This window comes from Streptomyces cyaneofuscatus, assembly GCF_033109485.1.
Taxonomy (GTDB): domain Bacteria; phylum Actinomycetota; class Actinomycetes; order Streptomycetales; family Streptomycetaceae; genus Streptomyces; species Streptomyces cyaneofuscatus.
Genome location: NZ_CP137002.1, coordinates 4,960,547 through 4,977,989 on the forward strand (window position 1 = coordinate 4,960,547; position 17,443 = coordinate 4,977,989).

The 17,443-nt window shown below is 71.3% G+C and carries 14 protein-coding genes and 1 tRNA gene; 4 read left to right on the forward strand and 11 right to left on the reverse strand.

Annotated features, from left to right (window positions below):
• Positions 1–26 precede the first annotated feature (26 nt).
• Together R2B67_RS21935 and R2B67_RS21940 are read right to left on the reverse strand one after the other, a co-directional pair.
• A complete protein-coding gene (locus R2B67_RS21935) occupies positions 27–707 on the reverse strand; it encodes a TetR/AcrR family transcriptional regulator (protein WP_026242145.1) in 681 nt (226 codons plus the stop codon).
• The gene (locus R2B67_RS21940) at positions 704–1,699 is read right to left on the reverse strand and encodes an acyl-CoA desaturase (protein WP_317820433.1); all 996 of its coding nucleotides are present in this window, start codon (positions 1,697–1,699) and stop codon (positions 704–706) included. Before R2B67_RS21940 ends, R2B67_RS21935 begins: the two co-directional genes overlap by 4 nt.
• Before the next feature lie 400 nt (positions 1,700–2,099).
• Here R2B67_RS21940 and ppc point away from each other — a divergent pair, with 400 nt between their 5' ends.
• Entirely contained in the window at positions 2,100–4,829 is a 2,730-nt protein-coding gene (ppc, locus tag R2B67_RS21945) for a phosphoenolpyruvate carboxylase (RefSeq protein WP_317820435.1), read from the forward strand.
• A 72-nt stretch (positions 4,830–4,901) separates the two neighbouring features.
• Here ppc and R2B67_RS21950 read toward each other — a convergent pair whose 3' ends face one another.
• The 7 genes from R2B67_RS21950 to R2B67_RS21980 form a co-directional block, all read right to left on the reverse strand.
• Entirely contained in the window at positions 4,902–5,393 is a 492-nt protein-coding gene (locus tag R2B67_RS21950; protein WP_317820437.1) for a hypothetical protein, read from the reverse strand.
• A 113-nt stretch (positions 5,394–5,506) separates the two neighbouring features.
• A complete protein-coding gene (gene pth / locus R2B67_RS21955) occupies positions 5,507–6,100 on the reverse strand; it encodes an aminoacyl-tRNA hydrolase (RefSeq protein WP_237326305.1) in 594 nt (197 codons plus the stop codon).
• A gap of 116 nt (positions 6,101–6,216) precedes the next feature.
• The gene (locus tag R2B67_RS21960) at positions 6,217–6,813 is read right to left on the reverse strand and encodes a 50S ribosomal protein L25/general stress protein Ctc (RefSeq protein ID WP_317820439.1); all 597 of its coding nucleotides are present in this window, start codon (positions 6,811–6,813) and stop codon (positions 6,217–6,219) included.
• A gap of 223 nt (positions 6,814–7,036) precedes the next feature.
• The gene (locus tag R2B67_RS21965; RefSeq protein ID WP_018515674.1) at positions 7,037–8,014 is read right to left on the reverse strand and encodes a ribose-phosphate diphosphokinase; all 978 of its coding nucleotides are present in this window, start codon (positions 8,012–8,014) and stop codon (positions 7,037–7,039) included.
• Between the two features lie 120 nt (positions 8,015–8,134).
• Positions 8,135–9,583 (reverse strand): bifunctional UDP-N-acetylglucosamine diphosphorylase/glucosamine-1-phosphate N-acetyltransferase GlmU, encoded by a 1,449-nt coding sequence (gene glmU, locus R2B67_RS21970; RefSeq protein WP_317820445.1) that lies wholly within the window; start codon positions 9,581–9,583, stop codon positions 8,135–8,137.
• A 108-nt stretch (positions 9,584–9,691) separates the two neighbouring features.
• A tRNA-Gln gene (locus tag R2B67_RS21975) sits at positions 9,692–9,763 on the reverse strand.
• Entirely contained in the window at positions 9,764–10,657 is an 894-nt protein-coding gene (locus R2B67_RS21980; protein ID WP_317820446.1) for a hypothetical protein, read from the reverse strand. It abuts the tRNA gene before it with no gap.
• 156 nt (positions 10,658–10,813) lie between these two features.
• Between R2B67_RS21980 and R2B67_RS21985 the strand changes: the two genes are divergently transcribed.
• Positions 10,814–12,178 (forward strand): sensor histidine kinase, encoded by a 1,365-nt coding sequence (locus tag R2B67_RS21985; protein WP_317820447.1) that lies wholly within the window; start codon positions 10,814–10,816, stop codon positions 12,176–12,178.
• Between the two features lie 192 nt (positions 12,179–12,370).
• Here the strand turns inward: R2B67_RS21985 and R2B67_RS21990 are convergent, their stop codons facing one another.
• Both R2B67_RS21990 and R2B67_RS21995 read right to left on the reverse strand, forming a co-directional pair.
• Complete coding sequence (locus R2B67_RS21990) at positions 12,371–12,925, reverse strand: SUKH-3 domain-containing protein (RefSeq protein ID WP_237326300.1); 555 nt, start codon at positions 12,923–12,925, stop codon at positions 12,371–12,373.
• A gap of 10 nt (positions 12,926–12,935) precedes the next feature.
• Positions 12,936–13,469, reverse strand: coding sequence for a YwqJ-related putative deaminase (locus tag R2B67_RS21995; protein WP_026242143.1), 534 nt, complete (start codon positions 13,467–13,469; stop codon positions 12,936–12,938).
• A gap of 236 nt (positions 13,470–13,705) precedes the next feature.
• On the opposite strand from R2B67_RS21995, the gene R2B67_RS22000 reads away from it, so the two are divergent.
• Both R2B67_RS22000 and R2B67_RS22005 read left to right on the forward strand, forming a co-directional pair.
• The gene (locus tag R2B67_RS22000; RefSeq protein ID WP_109978103.1) at positions 13,706–14,683 is read left to right on the forward strand and encodes an SMI1/KNR4 family protein; all 978 of its coding nucleotides are present in this window, start codon (positions 13,706–13,708) and stop codon (positions 14,681–14,683) included.
• Between the two features lie 5 nt (positions 14,684–14,688).
• Positions 14,689–17,277, forward strand: coding sequence for an SUKH-4 family immunity protein (locus R2B67_RS22005; protein WP_381075004.1), 2,589 nt, complete (start codon positions 14,689–14,691; stop codon positions 17,275–17,277).
• Positions 17,278–17,443: the final 166 nt, after the last annotated feature.

A 17,443-nucleotide genomic window follows, 5' to 3' on the forward strand; every position in this document is an offset into this window, starting at 1 on the left:
CGGCTTGAGGCGCCGGGGGCACCCGGTCAGCTCTTCCGGTGCCCTATCAGCCGCGGCTTCGCCTCCAGGTTCTCCAGCCCGTGCCAGCACAGGTTCACCAGGTGCGCCGCGACCTCCGCCTTCTTCGGCTTGCGGACGTCCAGCCACCACTGGCCGGTCAGCGCCACCATCCCCACCAGCGCCTGCGCGTACAGCGGGGCCAGCTTCGGGTCGAAGCCGCGGGCCTTGAACTCCAGGCCCAGGATGTCCTCCACCTGCGTGGCGATATCGCTGATCAGGGAGGCGAACGTGCCCGTCGACTGCGCCACCGGGGAGTCCCGGACCAGGATCCGGAAACCGTCCGTGTACGACTCGATGTAGTCCAGCAGCGCGAACGCCGCCTGCTCCAGCAGCTCCCGCGGATGGCCCGCCGTGAGCGCCCCCTGCACCATGTCCAGCAGCTGGCGCATCTCGCGGTCGACCACCACCGCGTACAGGCCCTCCTTGCCGCCGAAGTGCTCGTACACCACCGGCTTGGAGACCCCGGCGCGGGCCGCGATCTCCTCCACCGACGTGCCCTCGAACCCCTTGTCGGCGAAGAGGGCACGGCCGATGTCCAGCAGCTGCTCGCGGCGCTCCTTGCCGGTCATCCGGACGCGCCGGGCCCGCCGGGAGGAGGTGGGTCTGCTCTTCTCGCTGCTGCCGTCGGTCGCCACGTCGTCAATCATGCCGGGTCGGCCGGTACGGGCGTGCGCCGGGCATCGATACGGGCCGCATCCGGCCACCGCACGTTCGACGCCCACCCCAGCTGCTCGAACCAGCGGATCAGCCGGGCGCTGGAGTCGATCTGCCCCCGCATCACCCCGTGCCGCGCGCTCGTCGGGTCCGCGTGGTGCAGGTTGTGCCACGACTCGCCGCACGACAGCACCGCCAGCCACCACACGTTCCCCGAACGGTCACGGGACTTGAAGGGGCGCTTGCCGACCGCGTGGCAGATCGAGTTGATCGACCACGTCACGTGGTGCAGCAGCGCCACCCGTACCAGCGAACCCCAGAAGAACGCCGTCGCCGCACCCCACCACGACATCGTCACCAGACCGCCCACCAGCGGCGGGATCGCCAGCGAGACGATCGTGAAGGTCAGGAAGTGGCGCGAGATGGCCCGGATCGCCGGGTCCTTGATCAGATCGGGGGCGTACTTCTGCTGCGGGGTCTGCTCCTCGTCGAACATCCACGCGATGTGCGCCCACCACAGCCCCTTCATCAGGGCCGGCAGGCTCTCCCCGAACCGCCACGGCGAATGCGGGTCACCCTCCGCGTCCGAGAACTTGTGGTGCTTGCGGTGATCGGCCACCCACCGCACCAGGGGCCCCTCCACCGCCAGCGAACCCATCACGGCCAGCGCGATCCGCAGCGGACGCTTCGCCTTGAACGAACCGTGCGTGAAGTACCGGTGGAAACCGATCGTGATGCCGTGGCAGCCGATGAAGTACATCGCCACCAGCAGCCCGACGTCCAGCCAGCTCACCCCCCACCCCCACGCCAGCGGCACCGCCGCCACCAGGGCCACGAACGGCACCACGATGAACGCCAGCAGCGCGAACTGCTCGATCGACCGCTTCTTGTCCCCGCCCAGCGTGCCGGGGGGAAGCGTGGAGACGGTGGTGGCGGTGGTCGCGGATGGGCCGGGCTCGTCGATCACATCGGGCGTGGACGGCATAGGGGAGACCCCCGGAGGGTGAGGAAGTGGTGCTCGGACGGCCATGGCTACGGTTCCGTAACCTACGGCTTGGTAAGTATGGCAGTGACGGGGCCCACAACACGAGAACCCGGTCCAGCCCGTCGTACGCGGTAGTCCGCCTGCCCGAGGGGTAGGGCACTCGGTGCCGACGGTGTTCCCCGCCCCCCGCCAGGGCTGCGGACACGCCGGAGGCGACGACACCTATCCTGGGAGGGTCGGACAGCGCGGTCCGCACCCGCTCGTCGGGGCGTGGCAACAGCACCGCTGCCTGCCGCAGGGCCCCGTACCCCGCCCAGTGCTCTCCCACCACCCAGCAGCACCGTCACCGGGAGACGCCGAAGCGACGCACCTCCTCATTCACTGCAAGGAGCCGCACACTGTGAGCAGTGCCGACCAGACCCCCGCCGCCAGCCCCGAGCTGCGCGCCGACATCCGCCGCCTCGGCGACCTCCTCGGCGAGACCCTCGTACGCCAGGAAGGCCAGGAACTCCTCGACCTCGTCGAGCGGGTACGCGCCCTGACCCGCACCGACGGCGAAGCAGCCGCCGAGCTCCTCGGTGAGACGGAGCTGGAGACCGCCGCACAGCTCGTGCGCGCCTTCTCCACCTACTTCCACCTCGCCAACGTCACCGAGCAGGTCCACCGCGCCCACGAGATGCGCGACCGCCGCGCCGCCGAGGGCGGGCTCCTGGCCCGCACCGCCGACCGGCTCAAGGACGCCGACCCCGAGCACCTGCGCGCCACCGTCAAGAACCTCAACGTCCGGCCGGTCTTCACCGCCCACCCCACCGAGGCCGCCCGCCGCTCCGTCCTCAACAAGCTCCGCCGCATCGCCGAGCTCCTGGAGACCCCGGTCATCGAGGCCGACCGCCGCCGCCACGACCTCCGGCTCGCCGAGAACATCGACCTCATCTGGCAGACCGACGAACTCCGCGTCGTCCGCCCGGAGCCCGCCGACGAGGCCCGCAACGCCATCTACTACCTCGACGAGCTCCACGCCAACGCTGTCGGCGACGTCCTCGAAGACCTCGCCGCCGAGCTGGAGCGCGTCGGCGTCGAACTCCCCGCCGGCACCCGCCCCCTCACCTTCGGCACCTGGATCGGCGGCGACCGCGACGGCAACCCCAACGTGACGCCCGCCGTCACCTGGGACGTCCTGATCCTCCAGCACGAGCACGGCATCACCGACGCACTCGAACTCATCGACTACCTGCGCGGCCTGCTCTCCAACTCCATCCGCTACACCGGAGCCACCGACGAGCTCCTCACCTCCCTCCAGGCCGACCTGGAACGCCTCCCCGACATCAGCCCCCGCTACAAGCGGCTGAACGCCGAGGAGCCCTACCGCCTCAAGGCCACCTGCATCCGGCAGAAGCTCGTCAACACCCGCGAGCGCCTCGCCAACGGCACCCCCCACCGCCCCGGCTGCGACTACCTCGGCACCTCCGAGCTCCTCGCCGACCTGGCCCTCATCCAGACCTCCCTGCGCGAGCACAAGGGCGGCCTCTTCGCCGACGGCCGCATGGACCGCACCATCCGCACGCTCGCCGCGTTCGGCCTCCAGCTCGCCACCATGGACGTACGCGAACACGCCGACGCCCACCACCACACACTCGGCCAGCTCTTCGACCGCCTCGGCGAGGAGTCCTGGCGCTACGCCGACATGCCCCGCGACTACCGGCAGAAGCTCCTCGCCAAGGAGCTCCGCTCCCGCCGGCCGCTCGCCCCCACCCCCGCCCCGCTCGACGCGGACGGAGAGAAGACCCTCGGCGTCTTCCACACCATCAAGGAAGCCTTCGAGCGCTTCGGCCCCGAAGTCATCGAGTCCTACATCATCTCGATGTGCCAGGGCGCCGACGACGTCTTCGCCGCCGCTGTCCTCGCCCGCGAGGCCGGACTCCTCGACCTCCACGCCGGCTGGGCCAAGATCGGCATCGTCCCGCTCCTGGAGACCACCGACGAGCTCAAGGCCGCCGACACCATCCTCGACGAGATGCTCGCCGACCCCTCCTACCGGCGCCTCGTCTCGCTCCGCGGCGACGTCCAGGAGGTCATGCTCGGCTACAGCGACTCCTCCAAGTTCGGCGGCATCACCACCAGCCAGTGGGAGATCCACCGCGCCCAGCGCCGGCTCCGCGACGTCGCCCACCGCTACGGCGTACGCCTGCGCCTCTTCCACGGCCGCGGCGGCACCGTCGGCCGCGGCGGCGGCCCCTCCCACGACGCGATCCTCGCCCAGCCCTGGGGCACCCTGGAGGGCGAGATCAAGGTGACCGAGCAGGGCGAGGTCATCTCCGACAAGTACCTCATCCCGGCGCTCGCCCGCGAGAACCTGGAACTGACCGTCGCGGCCACCCTCCAGGCCTCCGCGCTCCACACCGCCCCCCGCCAGTCCGACGAGGCCCTTGCCCGCTGGGACGCGGCCATGGACACCGTCTCCGACGCCGCCCACAACGCCTACCGCAAGCTCGTCGAGGACCCCGACCTCCCGGCCTACTTCCTCGCCTCCACCCCGGTCGACCAGCTCGCCGACCTGCACCTCGGCTCCCGGCCCGCCCGCCGCCCCGGCTCGGGCGTCTCGCTCGACGGACTCCGCGCCATCCCGTGGGTCTTCGGCTGGACCCAGTCGCGGCAGATCGTGCCCGGCTGGTTCGGCGTCGGCTCCGGCCTCAAGGCCCTGCGCGAAGCCGGACTCGACACCGTCCTGGACGAGATGCACGAGCAGTGGCACTTCTTCCGGAACTTCCTCTCCAACGTGGAGATGACGCTCGCCAAGACCGACCTGCGCATCGCCCGGCACTATGTCGACACGCTCGTCCCCGACGAGCTGAAGCACGTCTTCGACGCCATCGAGGCCGAGCACGCGCTCACGGTCAAGGAAGTCCTCAAGGTCACCGGCTCCACCGAACTCCTCGGCACCAGCCCGGCACTCCAGCAGACCTTCGCCATCCGTGACGCCTACCTGGACCCGATCTCCTACCTCCAGGTCTCGCTCCTGGCCCGCCAGCGCCAGGCCGCCGAGCGCGGCGAAGAGCCCGACCCGCTGCTCTCCCGCGCCCTCCTGCTCACCGTCAACGGTGTCGCGGCGGGCCTGCGCAACACCGGCTGAGCACCGGCTGAGCACCGGCTGAGTACCGGTTGAGCACCGGCTGAGTACCGCTTGAGCGAACGGGCGGCCCTGCTACAGCGCGACGAACGTCGCCGCCAGCAGGGCCGCCCCCGCCGTTCCGACCCCCCACCCCGTACGCGGCATCCGCAGCCCGCCGCCGATCACGAACCCGGCCAGCACCATCGCCCCGCTCAGCGGCATCCACGCATGCAGAAGGCCCGGCACCCCCGTGCGGACCACCACATCGGTACCGGGCTTCACGACCACCGGAAAACGGTCACCCTTCTCCGCCGCGACCGACCTCTCCACCGTCACCCGCGCCCGCGCCGCCGACGACGCGTCCGGCTCGTACCGGCCGGTGCAGGTCTCCTCACCGCACTCCGTCACCGTCAACGTGCCGTGCTCACGCCCCTGGGCCAGCACGACATGGTGCGCCGTACCCCACGACGACCACACCCCCGCGGCCAGCAGCACCAGGGCCACCAGCCCCATCGCGGTCCGACGGCCCACGAGCGCCGTCCGACGGCCCACGTGCGCCGCACGCTGGGAAGAGCTCCGCTTCATGGGGGCAGATCCTTGGCCAGAGCACAGCCCCCGGTCAACCTGTGGCCGAAAAACGTCCCAAGGGGGACAGGAATGTCAGGAGTTGCGCACGGCAGGAGCGAACAGGCCGCGGCTCAGGAGTTGTACGCGCTCTGCGCCCGCTCCAGCCCCTCCGCCAGCAGACACTCCACCGAGTCCGCCGCCCGGTCCACCAGGAACGCCAGCTCCTTGCGCTCCACCGACCCGAAGTCCTTCAGCACGAAATCCGCGACCTGCATCCGCCCCGGCGGCCGCCCGATCCCGAACCGTACCCGGTGGTAATCCGGACCCATCGACTTCGTCATCGACTTCAGCCCGTTGTGCCCGTTGTCCCCGCCGCCCAGCTTCAGCCGCAGCATCCCGTAGTCGATGTCCAGCTCGTCATGGATCGCCACGACATGGTCCGTCGGCACCTTGTAGAAGTCCCGCAGCGCCGTCACCGGCCCACCGGACAGATTCATGTACGACATCGGCTTCGCCAGCACCACCCGCCGGCTCCCCGGACCCGGCGGACCGATCCGCCCCTCCACCACCTGCGCCTGCGCCTTCTGCGCGCGCTTGAACTTCCCGCCGATCCGTGTCGCCAGCAGATCGGCCACCATGAACCCGACGTTGTGCCGGTTCGCCGCGTACTCGGGGCCGGGGTTGCCGAGGCCCACGATGAGCCAGGGGTCGGTGGCGTCGGACATCAGCGCTCGGTCTCCTCGTGCGGGAACAGGTGATGGCAGGCGAACGGGGCGGCGGCTCCCCCGGAAGGGAACCACCACCCCGTCAGTCAAGCAGGTGGAACGGTGAGGCGTGAGGCTCAGGCCTCGGCACCCTCGGTCTCACCCTCGGCGGCCTCGTCCTCGGACGGCTCCTCGGCCTGCGCGGCGACGACCTGGATCACGATGGCGTCCTCGTCACCGGCCAGCGTGGCGCCCTTGGGCAGCGTGATGTCCTTGGCGACGATCGAGTCACCGGCGTCCAGGCCCTCGACGGAGACCGTCACGGACTCCGGGATGTGGGTGGCCTCGGCCTCGACGAGCAGCGTGTTCTGCACGAACTCGAGCAGGTTGGCGCCCGGCGCCAGGTCGCCCTCGGTGTGCACCGCGATCTCGACCTGGACCTTCTCGCCGCGCTTCACGGTGAGGAGGTCGACGTGCTCGATGGTGCCCTTGAGGGGGTGACGCTGCACGGCCTTCGGGATGACCAGCGCGTCCTTGCCGTCGATCTTCAGACCGATCAGCACGTTGGCGGTACGCAGCGCCAGCAGCAGGTCGTGACCCGGCAGCGTCACGTGGACCGGCTCGGCACCGTGGCCGTAGACGACGCCGGGAACCTGGTCGGCACGGCGGATGCGGCGGGCGGCGCCCTTGCCGAACTCGGTACGGACCTCGGTGGCGAGCTTGATCTCGGCCATGTTGCACTCCTCGTCAGGTGGGTGAGCCGTCGGCTGACGGAACTCGGACGGTCACCCGGCCCACGACAGGCCTGCTACGAAGAGCGCGTCGATAACGGAGTGTCCGTACACACAGGTACGGCCTCCCTCGCCGAGCAACTCGGTGAGTCTACCCGGCGGGGAGGCCGTACCCCAAAGTGGATCAGCGGGGACCGATCTCAGGCGGCCGGCCCCGCTCCTCCGGTCAGCCCTGCTCCTCGAAGAGGCTCGTCACCGAACCGTCCTCGAACACCTCACGCACCGCACGCGCGATCGTCGGCGCGATCGACAGCACGGTGATCTTGTCCAGCTCCAGCTCACCCGGGGTCGGCAGCGTGTCCGTGAACACGAACTCGCTCACCTTCGAGTTCTTCAGCCGGTCCGCCGCCGGACCCGACAGCACCCCGTGCGTCGCCGTCACGATGACGTCCTCCGCCCCGTGCGCGAACAGCGCGTCCGCGGCGGCGCAGATCGTGCCACCCGTGTCGATCATGTCGTCGACCAGCACACAGACCCGGCCCTCGACGTTGCCGACGACCTCGTGGACGGAGACCTGGTTCGGCACGTCCTTGTCGCGGCGCTTGTGCACGATCGCCAGCGGCGCGTCCAGCCGGTCGCACCAGCGGTCGGCGACCCGCACACGGCCCGCGTCCGGCGACACGATCGTCAGCTTGGAACGGTCGACCTTGGCGCCCACGTAGTCCGCCAGGATCGGCAGCGCGAACAGGTGGTCCACCGGGCCGTCGAAGAAGCCCTGGATCTGGTCCGTGTGCAGATCCACGGTGAGGATCCGGTCCGCACCCGCGGTCTTCATCAGGTCCGCGATCAGACGCGCCGAGATCGGCTCACGGCCCTTGTGCTTCTTGTCCTGACGGGCGTACCCGTAGAACGGCACGATCACCGTGATGGAACGGGCCGACGCGCGCTTCAGCGCGTCCAGCATGATCAGCTGCTCCATGATCCACTTGTTGATCGGAGCCGTGTGGCTCTGGATCAGGAAGCAGTCCGCGCCACGTGCCGACTCCTGGAAGCGCACGTAGATCTCACCGTTGGCGAAATCGAAAGCCTTCGTCGGCACGAGACCGACACCCAGTTGATGTGCGACCTCCTCGGCCAGCTCGGGGTGGGCGCGGCCGGAGAAGAGCATCAGTTTCTTCTCGCCGGTCGTCTTGATCCCGGTCACAGCACAGTCTCCTCAGACGTGTATCTGGCGCTGCACGCATAGGTCCCGATGTGCAACGAGCCAGCCGAAATGGGGTGAGCATCTATCACGGTACGCCGTCACCGGCGCACCTGTTTCCGGTCAGCTTTCGCCGTCGGCTCCCTGCGAGGACGCCTGAGCAGCCTGAGCGGCGGCGCTGCCCGGACGCTTCCGGGCCACCCAACCCTCGATATTCCGCTGCTGGCCCCGCGCCACGGCGAGCGAACCGGAGGGGACGTCCTTCGTGATGACCGACCCGGCGGCGGTGTAGACCCCGTCCCCGACCGTGACCGGTGCCACAAACATATTGTCCGAACCGGTACGGCAGTGGGAGCCGATCGTCGTGTGGTGCTTGGCCACCCCGTCGTAGTTCACGAAGACGCTGGCCGCGCCGATGTTGGTGTGGTCGCCGATGGTCGCGTCACCGACGTAGCTGAGGTGCGGAACCTTGGTCCCCTCGCCGATGGTGGCGTTCTTCATCTCGACGTACGTACCGGCCTTGGACTTGACCCCCAACCGCGTCCCCGGCCGCAGATACGCGTACGGCCCGACGGAGGCCCCCGCCCCGATCTCGGCCGAGTCGGTCACGGAGTTGTCGACGCGGGCCGCGGCGTGCACGACGGTGTCCTTGAGCCGCGAGTTCGGCCCGACCTCACTGTCCTCCGCGAGATGCGTCGTCCCGAGCAGCTGCGTCCCCGGATGCACGACGGCATCCCGCTCGTACGTCACGGTCGCGTCGATCAGCGTGGACGCCGGGTCCACCACCGTCACGCCCGCGAGCATCGCCCGCTCCAGCAGCCGCTCGTTCAGCAGCCGGCGCGCCTCGGCGAGCTGGAGCCGGTTGTTGATGCCGAGGATCTCGCGGTGGTCGCCCGCCACGGACGCCCCGACCCGGTGCCCCGCCTCGCGGAGGATGGAGAGCACATCGGTGAGGTACTCCTCGCCCTGGCTGTTGTCGGTGCGCACCTTGCCCAGCGCGTCGGCCAGGAGCGACCCGTCGAACGCGAACACCCCGGAGTTGATCTCCGCGATCGCCCGCTGCTCGTCGGTGGCGTCCTTGTGCTCGACGATCTCGGTGACCGCACCGGTGGCGGCGTCGCGCACGATGCGCCCGTAGCCGGTGGAGTCCGGGACCTCGGCGGTCAGGACGGTGACCGCGTTGGCGTCGGCGGCGTGGGTAGCGGCGAGCGCGCCGAGCGTCTCGCCGGAGAGCAGCGGGGTGTCGCCGCAGACGACGATCACGGTCCCGTCGACAGACCCGCCGAGCTCTTCGAGCCCCATACGGACGGCGTGCCCGGTCCCGTTCTGCTCGGCCTGGAAGGCGGTGCGCACGGGGGCGTCGCCGGCGTTCAGGTGCGCGGTGACCTGCTCACTGGCGTGCCCGACGACCACGACGAGGTGCTGGGGGTCCAGCTCCCGGGCGGCGGCGACGACATGTCCGACGAGCGAGCGCCCGGAGATCTCGTGCAGGACCTTGGGGGTCTTCGACTTCATACGGGTGCCCTCACCCGCTGCGAGGACGACGACGGCTGCCGGGCTGGTTGCGCTCACGGATGTGCCCTTCGGCTTCGGGTGGTGGTCATCCGCAGGATACCGGGGGTGTTTCGGCGGGGAATGGGGGCGGGCCCCGACCGGTGTGGTCGGGGCCCGATGCGTGAGCTCCGCCGGCTGGATTCGAACCAGCGTCTCAAGGCTCCAAAGGCCTGCGGGATGCCGCTACCCCACGGCGGATCACGGCTCAACCCTACCGGGTCGATCACCCTCCTTGAGCCGGGAGGTGGCCCCTTCGGCGATCCCCGACCACCACCCTTCGATGCGGCGATAGAGGGTGGCGCCCTTGGCCACGCGGATCACCAGGCACCCCCGGTACGCCTCGCCCACGTTCTTCCGCACCGTCTTGGGGTTGTGCTTCTTGAGCGTCGTCTTCTGAAGCGCGGACACGTCGATGCCGACCAAGCCGGCCCAGTAGCGCTCGGCGGCCGGGACGTCGGCGGTTTCGTGGATCATCACCCGGTAGGAGAGGCGGTCCCGCCCCACTTCCAGCAGATTCAGCCACGCCAGATAGACGGCTATGACGCCCGGGTCGCTGTTGATGAAGGTGACGTTCTCGCGACGGTCGTAGACCTTGTCCTTGCCGCCTTCGGCCCAGTACAGGGCCACTCCGGTGTAGAAGAGCTCCTGGTCCGACATGGTCACTGTCTCGTCGCGGGCAGCAGCCTTCGTCCTCTGCCGTTCGGCGTCGCGCACCGCCAGTTCGTGGTCCCAGCGCATGCGTCCCGCGAGACGCGCCTGCTCGATGGCGCTACGGCTCCGCTCCGGCTTCGGCAGATCCCGTACCCAGAGCGAGATCGAACTCTTCGAGCACCCCAGCTCCACCTGGATCTGGTCGTAGGTCATGCCCTGGAGGCGCAGCTCGCGGGCCTTCTCCCGTACGTCGTCCTTGGCGTTGGGCCGCTTCGTCCACTCCGGGGCCGGCTCGCCCTGGAGGAGGCGGTTGAGGAGGTCGTTGTTGTCGACGTGGAGGCGGTCGCGGATCTGGCGGCGGCTGAGCCCCTCCCGGCGCAGCGCCACCGCCTGGGTGCGTAAGCCCTCGAAGTCGGCGTACTTGCTTGTGGTTTCCGTCATACGGTGATCGTCGTCCGGAATGCGAACGTCCGGGTCGAAAGTGCGGTCGATTCGCCATTTCAGGCGATCGGCGTGTGTTTCGTGCTCGTTCGAACGCGGAACGTGCTGTTGCCGGTCACCGGAAAATGGGATGCGACCGCCCGTAGGCTGGATGCCATGACCGCAACGGGGGCAGACCGGGAGGCGGCGGGATCGACCACCCGCGGCTACTGGTGGTGGGAGCGGCGGCGCAGTGTCGCCCTGGACGTAGGACTGGCGCTGGTATCGGCGCTGGAGTGTGCGCTGGAGGGGGTGGAGTTCGCCGGGAACACCGGGCTGCCGGTGCCGGTGGGCGTGGTGTTCGGGCTGCTGGCGGGTTCGGTGCTGGTGGTGCGGCGGCGGTGGCCGATCGCCGTGGTGCTGGTGTCGATCGCGATGACGCCCGCCGAGATGGGCTTCCTGATGGCCCTGGTGGGCCTGTACACGCTGGCCGCGTCCGAGGTCCCGCGCCGGATCACCGTCGTCCTGGCGGGGATGGCTCTGGTGGGGACGTTCATCGTCACCTACGTACGGCTGCGCCAGACCGTTGCCGAGGATGCCGATTTCGGGCCGGGGGACTGGTATGTGCCGCTGGTGTCGGTGTTCATGGCGGTGGGGCTGACGGCTCCCGCCGTGCTGTTCGGCCTGTACATAGGGGCCCGGCGCCGCCTGATGGAGAGCCTGCGGGAGCGGGCGGACTCGCTGGAGCGGGAGCTGTCGCTGCTGGCGGACCGGGCGGAGGAGCGGGCCGAGTGGGCGCGTACGGAGGAGCGGACCCGGATCGCGCGGGAGATGCATGACGTGGTGGCCCACCGGGTGAGCCTGATGGTGGTCCATGCCGCGGCGCTTCAGGCCGTTGCCCCGAAGGACCCGGCGAAGGCGGTGCGGAACGCGGCGCTGGTGGGGGACATGGGGCGGCAGGCGCTGACGGAGTTGCGGGAGATGCTCGGGGTGCTGCGGAGCGGGGACGCGTTGATCGCGCCGGTGGCGGCGGGTGGCGGTGCGGTTCCGTTGGCGTCGGTGGGGCAGGCGGCTGCGGCGGCCGCGGCGGCGGCGTCGGAGGACGGGCCCCGGCTGAGCGAGCTGGAGGCGCTGGTGGCGCAGTCGCGGCAGGCGGGGATGGTGGTGGAGCTGTCGGTGGACGGTGAGCTGCGCCCGTACGCGCCCGAGGTCGAGCAGACGGCGTTCCGGGTGGTGCAGGAGGCCCTGACGAACGTGCACAAGCATGCGGCGGGGGCGAAGACGTGGGTGCGGTTGGCGCACCGGGGTTCCGAGGTCGCGATGCAGGTGGAGAACGGGCCTTCGGACGCGGCGGCGGCGGATGCGGGGCTGCCGAGCGGGGGGAACGGGTTGGTGGGGATGCGGGAGCGGGTGCTGGGGCTGGGGGGTGTGTTCGTGTCCGGTCCTACGGACGCGGGTGGGTTCCGGGTGTCGGCAGTGCTGCCGGACGCGGCGGGCCCACATTCCAGCCCGTCCGGCCCACCCAGCCCGTCCGGCGTTTGAGACGGGCCCGCACCCCCAGCCCGTCCGGCGTTTGAGGACGGAACCCTTGCCGGGGAGAGCGGCGGCCCCTGGGTGTCCGGGGACGTGATGGTGCTCGTTCGTCCCGAGCGACGGTTCCGTCCTCAAACGCCGGACGGGCTGAAGTGGGCGCCCCCGCAGGCTGAAGTGGCTGCCCCATGGGCCGAAAGTGGCTCAGGCCCCCGACGGGCTCGATGTCAGGCGTACCGGTTGCGTGCCGGTGATCAGTGTCGCCAGGGCCTCGTCGATGTCCTGGCCCAGGAACCAGTCGCCCGTGTGGTCGATCCCGTACACCCGCCCCTCCGTGTCGATCGCGAGCACCGCCTGCTCCTCGCCCTCCGCCCCCAGCGGGGCCACCTCCGTCTCCAGGGCGCGGCCCAGGTCGCCCAGGGTCCGGGCGAGGTGCAGTCCGTGCAGCGGGTCGATGCGGACGGCGGTGGGTGCGATCTGCCGGCCCGGTGCGGTCGCCGTGATGTGCAGGGCCCCGAACTCCGCCCAGGCCTCCACCGCCGCCGGGAAGACCGCGTGCCGGTGCCCGGCGGGCGAGGTGTGGGCGCGCAGGGCGTCGGCCCACTCCTCGGCCTGCCGGATGTCCCAGCGCCCGGGCTGCCATCCCGCCGCGCGCAGGGCGGCGTCGACGGCGACGGGGAAGCGGGTGGAGTTGTGCGGCGGCCTCTGCTGAGGCGGAAGGTGAGGAGCGTGCGGGGGGTGCGGCTGCTGGTCGTGCATCGGTGGGCGGTCAGCCCTTCTCGGCGGTGGTCGCGGCGCCGGTGGTGGTGAGGTCGACGGGGCGTACGCCGAAGTGGGAGAGGAGCGCCGAACAGGATCGGCACGGTGGTGCGTAGCTGCCGTGCAGCGGGTCGCCGTCCTCACGGATGCGGCGGGCGGTGAGCCGGGAGTGTTTGAGCGCCCGGCGGGCTTCCCCGTTGGTCAGGGGTTTGCGCTGGGCGCGTTTGGAGCGGCCGCTCTCGGTGGCGGTGAGCTGCCGGGAGAGCAGTATGGCCTCGGGGCAGCGGCCGGTGAAGCGTTCGCGCTGGCCGCTGGTGAGGGTGTCGAGGAAGTCCTGGACGAGCGGGTGCAGGGCCGGCGGCTGGTCCCCCTTGCCGGCGGTGCAGGTGAGCGTCTCTCCGCGTACGGACAGCGCGGCGGCCACGGCCGGGAGGATCCCGTCGCGGCGGTGGAGCAGGTGAGGCGTGCGGCTGGTCTCGGTGCTGCTCCAGTTGAGTCGCGGATCCCCGGATGTGCCATTGGTGACTGTTTGTACTGAATGCATGGTGCGGTCGTCCCTCCCTGCAATCCCCCGAGTTGCGGGGACAGCCTGCCAAATGTGCAACGTCGTGGGGAAGCTGGGTGGGGGAAACGTGTGCGCGTGTCGCCGGAAGGTGCCGGACCGTCGCCTCACCGTCACGCGAATGTGACCGTTGGTGACGGAACCGGCGGGGCGGGACCCCCTGTTGCCCCACCGCTTAGGCTGTGCGGAACCACCAGACGCAGCAGGGGGCAACCGCCATGACGACAGGTCGGCTCGGGCAGCAAGCCGCGCCACCGAACGCGGCCTATGCCGGTCAGGTCGTGCACTTCCCGGACCCGGTCCGGGCGTCCCGCCACCCCAGGGGTGTGCGCGTGGGCGACAGCGGCCATCCGGATTTCTCGCCGTACGCGCGGGCCGCCGCCGAGATCGCCGACCCCCCGCAGGGGTTCGGTGTCGATGAGCTGCGGCTGACCGACTACGTGTCGGCGAACGCGGCGATGGCGGCCTCCGGCCATGAGCTGTGGGACACGATCGAGGCGGTCGCGACGCCGCACGGCTGGACCTGGCACCACGTGGCGGGCGGCCGGCGGATGGAGCTGGTGCCGGTCGAGGTGAAGGCGCTGCTGCGTCATCACGGCGGTCTGGCGACGACCGAGGTCGACCAGAACCGGCGCGGTACGCGTCCGTTGCAGGAGACCCGCCCCGCGCATTTCCGGCTGCCCAAGGGCGCGGTCGCGGTGAGCGAGCAGCAGATCCAGGGTGTCGAGGAGGACCTCGGTTACCGGCTGCCGGGCGCCTACCGTTCCTTCCTCAAAGCGGCGGGCGGTTCGGCCCCCGTGGGGGCCGCGCTGGACGCCGAGTTGGGGCTGCTGGTGGACCAGCCGTTCTTCACGGTGCGTGACGAGGCGGCCGTCAACGACCTGGTGTACGTGAACAAGTGTCTGCGGGACCACTTCACCAAGGACTACCTGGGCGTCGCCTTCGTCCAGGGCGGGATCCTGGCCGTGAAGGTGCGCGGGCAGGACGTCGGTTCGGTGTGGTTCTGCCCGTACGACGATGCCCGGGACCAGGACGGCTGGAGCGTGCAGGAGCGCGTCGAGCGGCTGTTGCTGCCCTGCGGTGCGGACTTCGACGCCTTCCTCCAGCGTCTTGCGGGCAACCCGCCGGAGCTGGAGACGGTGGCGAACCTGATGGTGGACGGCGGCTTCGCGCGCGCCGTCCCGGTGGAGGGGTGAGCGCGGTGGTGACTTTCGCGCAGGCGCAGGAGCGGGCGGACGAGTGGGTCAACGGTGACGTGCCCGCGTACCAGCACCGTGAGGTCCGGGTCCGTGAGTTCGAGCTGGGTTTCGTGGTGTGGGCCGAGGACCGCGCGGAGGGCCCTGTCTCGGACGGAGGCCGTCAGCGGCTGGTGATCGCCCGGGACAGCGGTGAGGCGACGTTGTGGCCGGGGCTGCCGGTGGGTGAGGTGATCCGGCGGTACGAGGAGGAGTACGGGACCCCCGTGGGTGCGCCGGCTCCCGCGCCGGAGCCGCCCCAGCGGGTGGACCTGAACCAGACGTCGTTCCTGCTGACGCCTCCGGAGTGGCTCCAGGAGGCGGCGGACAAGCTGGGGATCCCGGACCACCGTGCGGAGCGCCGGGCGGCGGCGGAGCAGGAGGACGAGGCTGCGGCGGCGGACGGGGAGGCTTCGGCAGCTTCCCCTGCTTCTGCTGGCTCCTCTGCTTCCCCTGCTCCTGCTGCTTCCCCTGCCTCCTCTGCTTCCGCGTCGGGCCGGACGGCCGGCGGAACGCCCGTACCCGCTCCTGCGGATGAGCCTGCCGACGCCACCCCCGCACCCTCCTGGCCTGCCGCAGGCGGCAGCTCGGGCGGTGCGGGTGGCGCCTACGAGCCGACCGCCAACGACGGTGTGCCCGCCGACGCGACCCCGTGGGCCGGTACGGACACCAACTCCGCCGACTCCGACGACGGGGCCGTTCCGCTGCCCGCGACGGTGTTCGCGCCGCCGCTGTCGGGGACGGACGATGAGGAGGCCCCGCCGCCGGTGGTGTCGGCGGAGGCGCCGACCGCGCTGATGTCGGGGGGCAGCCAGCTCCCGCGTACGCAGGTGGCCCCCACCATCAAGCCCGCCGAACAGGACTCCTCGGGCGCCGGGGACATCGCGGACGCGGCCACCAGCAAGGCCGTGGTGCCGCCGCGCGGTTCGCGTGGCGCGGGTCCGACGACCCCGCCGCCGCCCGGTGCGCCCGGGATCCCCGGCGTACGCGCCGGTGCGACGCCGCCGCCCTCCGGCCCGGGTGCGCCCGGTGCTCCGGCGGGCGGGTACATCCCGACGCAGCTCGTCTCCCAGCTCGGCCCGCCCGGCGCCACCCCGCCGCCCGGCCCGCCCGGCGCCCCGCAGCCGCCCGCTACGCCCGGTCCGCCGCCGGGCTCCACGCCCCCTCCGGGCGGCGGGGTCCACCACGCGGCGACGATGCTCGCCGACGGCAGCAGCCTCGGTGCGGGCGTCCCGGCCGCCCCGGGCGCACCCCGCCCGCCGGGCCCTCCCGGTGCCCCGGGCGCCCCGCTGCCCCCGGGCCCTCCCGGTGTCCCCGGCGCCCAGCAGCCGCCCGGCCCGCCCGGCCCGCCCGGCCCTCCCGGGCCCCCCGGACCTCCGCCCGGCTCCACGCCGCCCCCCGGCGGGGTGCACCACGCGGAGACGATGTTCGCGAACTCGGGCCCGATCCCGGTCCCGGGCCCGCCCGGTCCTCCCGGACCTCCGCCCGGTGCTCTGCAGGCACATCAGCAGGGAGGCCCGGGAGGTCCGCACACCCCGCCGCCGCCCCCGGCGTACGGCTATCCGCAGCAGCCCACCGGTCTGCCGACCGTGGGCCCCGGCTACCAGGCGGTGCTGCGGTTCCGGGCGCCGGACGGCAGTGAGCAGCAGTTGATCCGGCGTTCGGCGCCGGGCACCCCGCACCCCGAGTGGCAGATGCTGCACGAGCTGCGGGCGATGAACGTGCCGCCGCAGCAGGTGATCGAGCTGCACACGGAGCTGGAGTCCTGCGAGCTGCCGGGCGGGTACTGCGCCCGGATGATCCGGGAGACCTGGCCGCAGGTGCGGATCACCAGCGTGGCGCCGTACGGCACCGATCACGCGAGCCGCCAGCAGGGCATGCAGCACCTGCTCACCCACCAGGGCGAGCTGCACCAGGTGGCGGACGGCCCGGCGCGGCCGGCTCCGCTGCGGGCTCCGCTGCCGCAGATGCCGCCCGCCCCGGTGCTGCCGCCGGAGGCGGTGGCCGATGAGCTGCTCCAGGCGTTCGGCCCGCAGGGGATCCTGCGGTTCGACCAGCGTGCGGTGTCGCGTCAGGGTGTCCCGGAGATCGTGGCGCGGACCCTCGTGTGGGCGGGGCTGCCCGCCGATTTCGGGCCGTTCTTCTGGGCGCAGCCGGGGCAGCCGGTGGTGCCGACGCTGGGCGAGCTGGCGGCGCAGCGGCAGGTGCAGGCGGCGCCGGACGCGGGGTCGTACCTGGTGATGGGTACGGACTTCGGGCGCGCGATCTGTGTCCAGTACGGGACGGCGAACATCGTGGCCGTGCCGGTGGAGGCGGGTCCGGGCGGTCGGCCGGTGGCGCCGCAGTTCGTGAACACGGGGCTGCCGGAGTTCGTGCGGTCGATGGCGCTGCTGGGCCGGATGTGGCGGCTCCGGTTCGGGCTGACCCCGGAGCAGGCGGGCCGGTGGACCGTCGATTTCCAGGCACAGCTGGTGGCGCTGGATCCGGCGGCGCTGGCGTCGCCGGAGAGCTGGTGGTCGGTGCTGCTGGAGCAGATGTGGGACGGTCTGCTCTGATCCGTACCACTGGCCGATAGGGGTCGGTGGCGGTCGTACGAGGCACCCGGTCCGGGACGGATCGGGTGCCTCGTGGCGTACCGGGCATGTGACGCCGGTCGCTTTCCGTCCTGAAAGCGCCTGATCGATTCCGACTTCCGGCCCCAATTGCCGCATCCTTGACGTA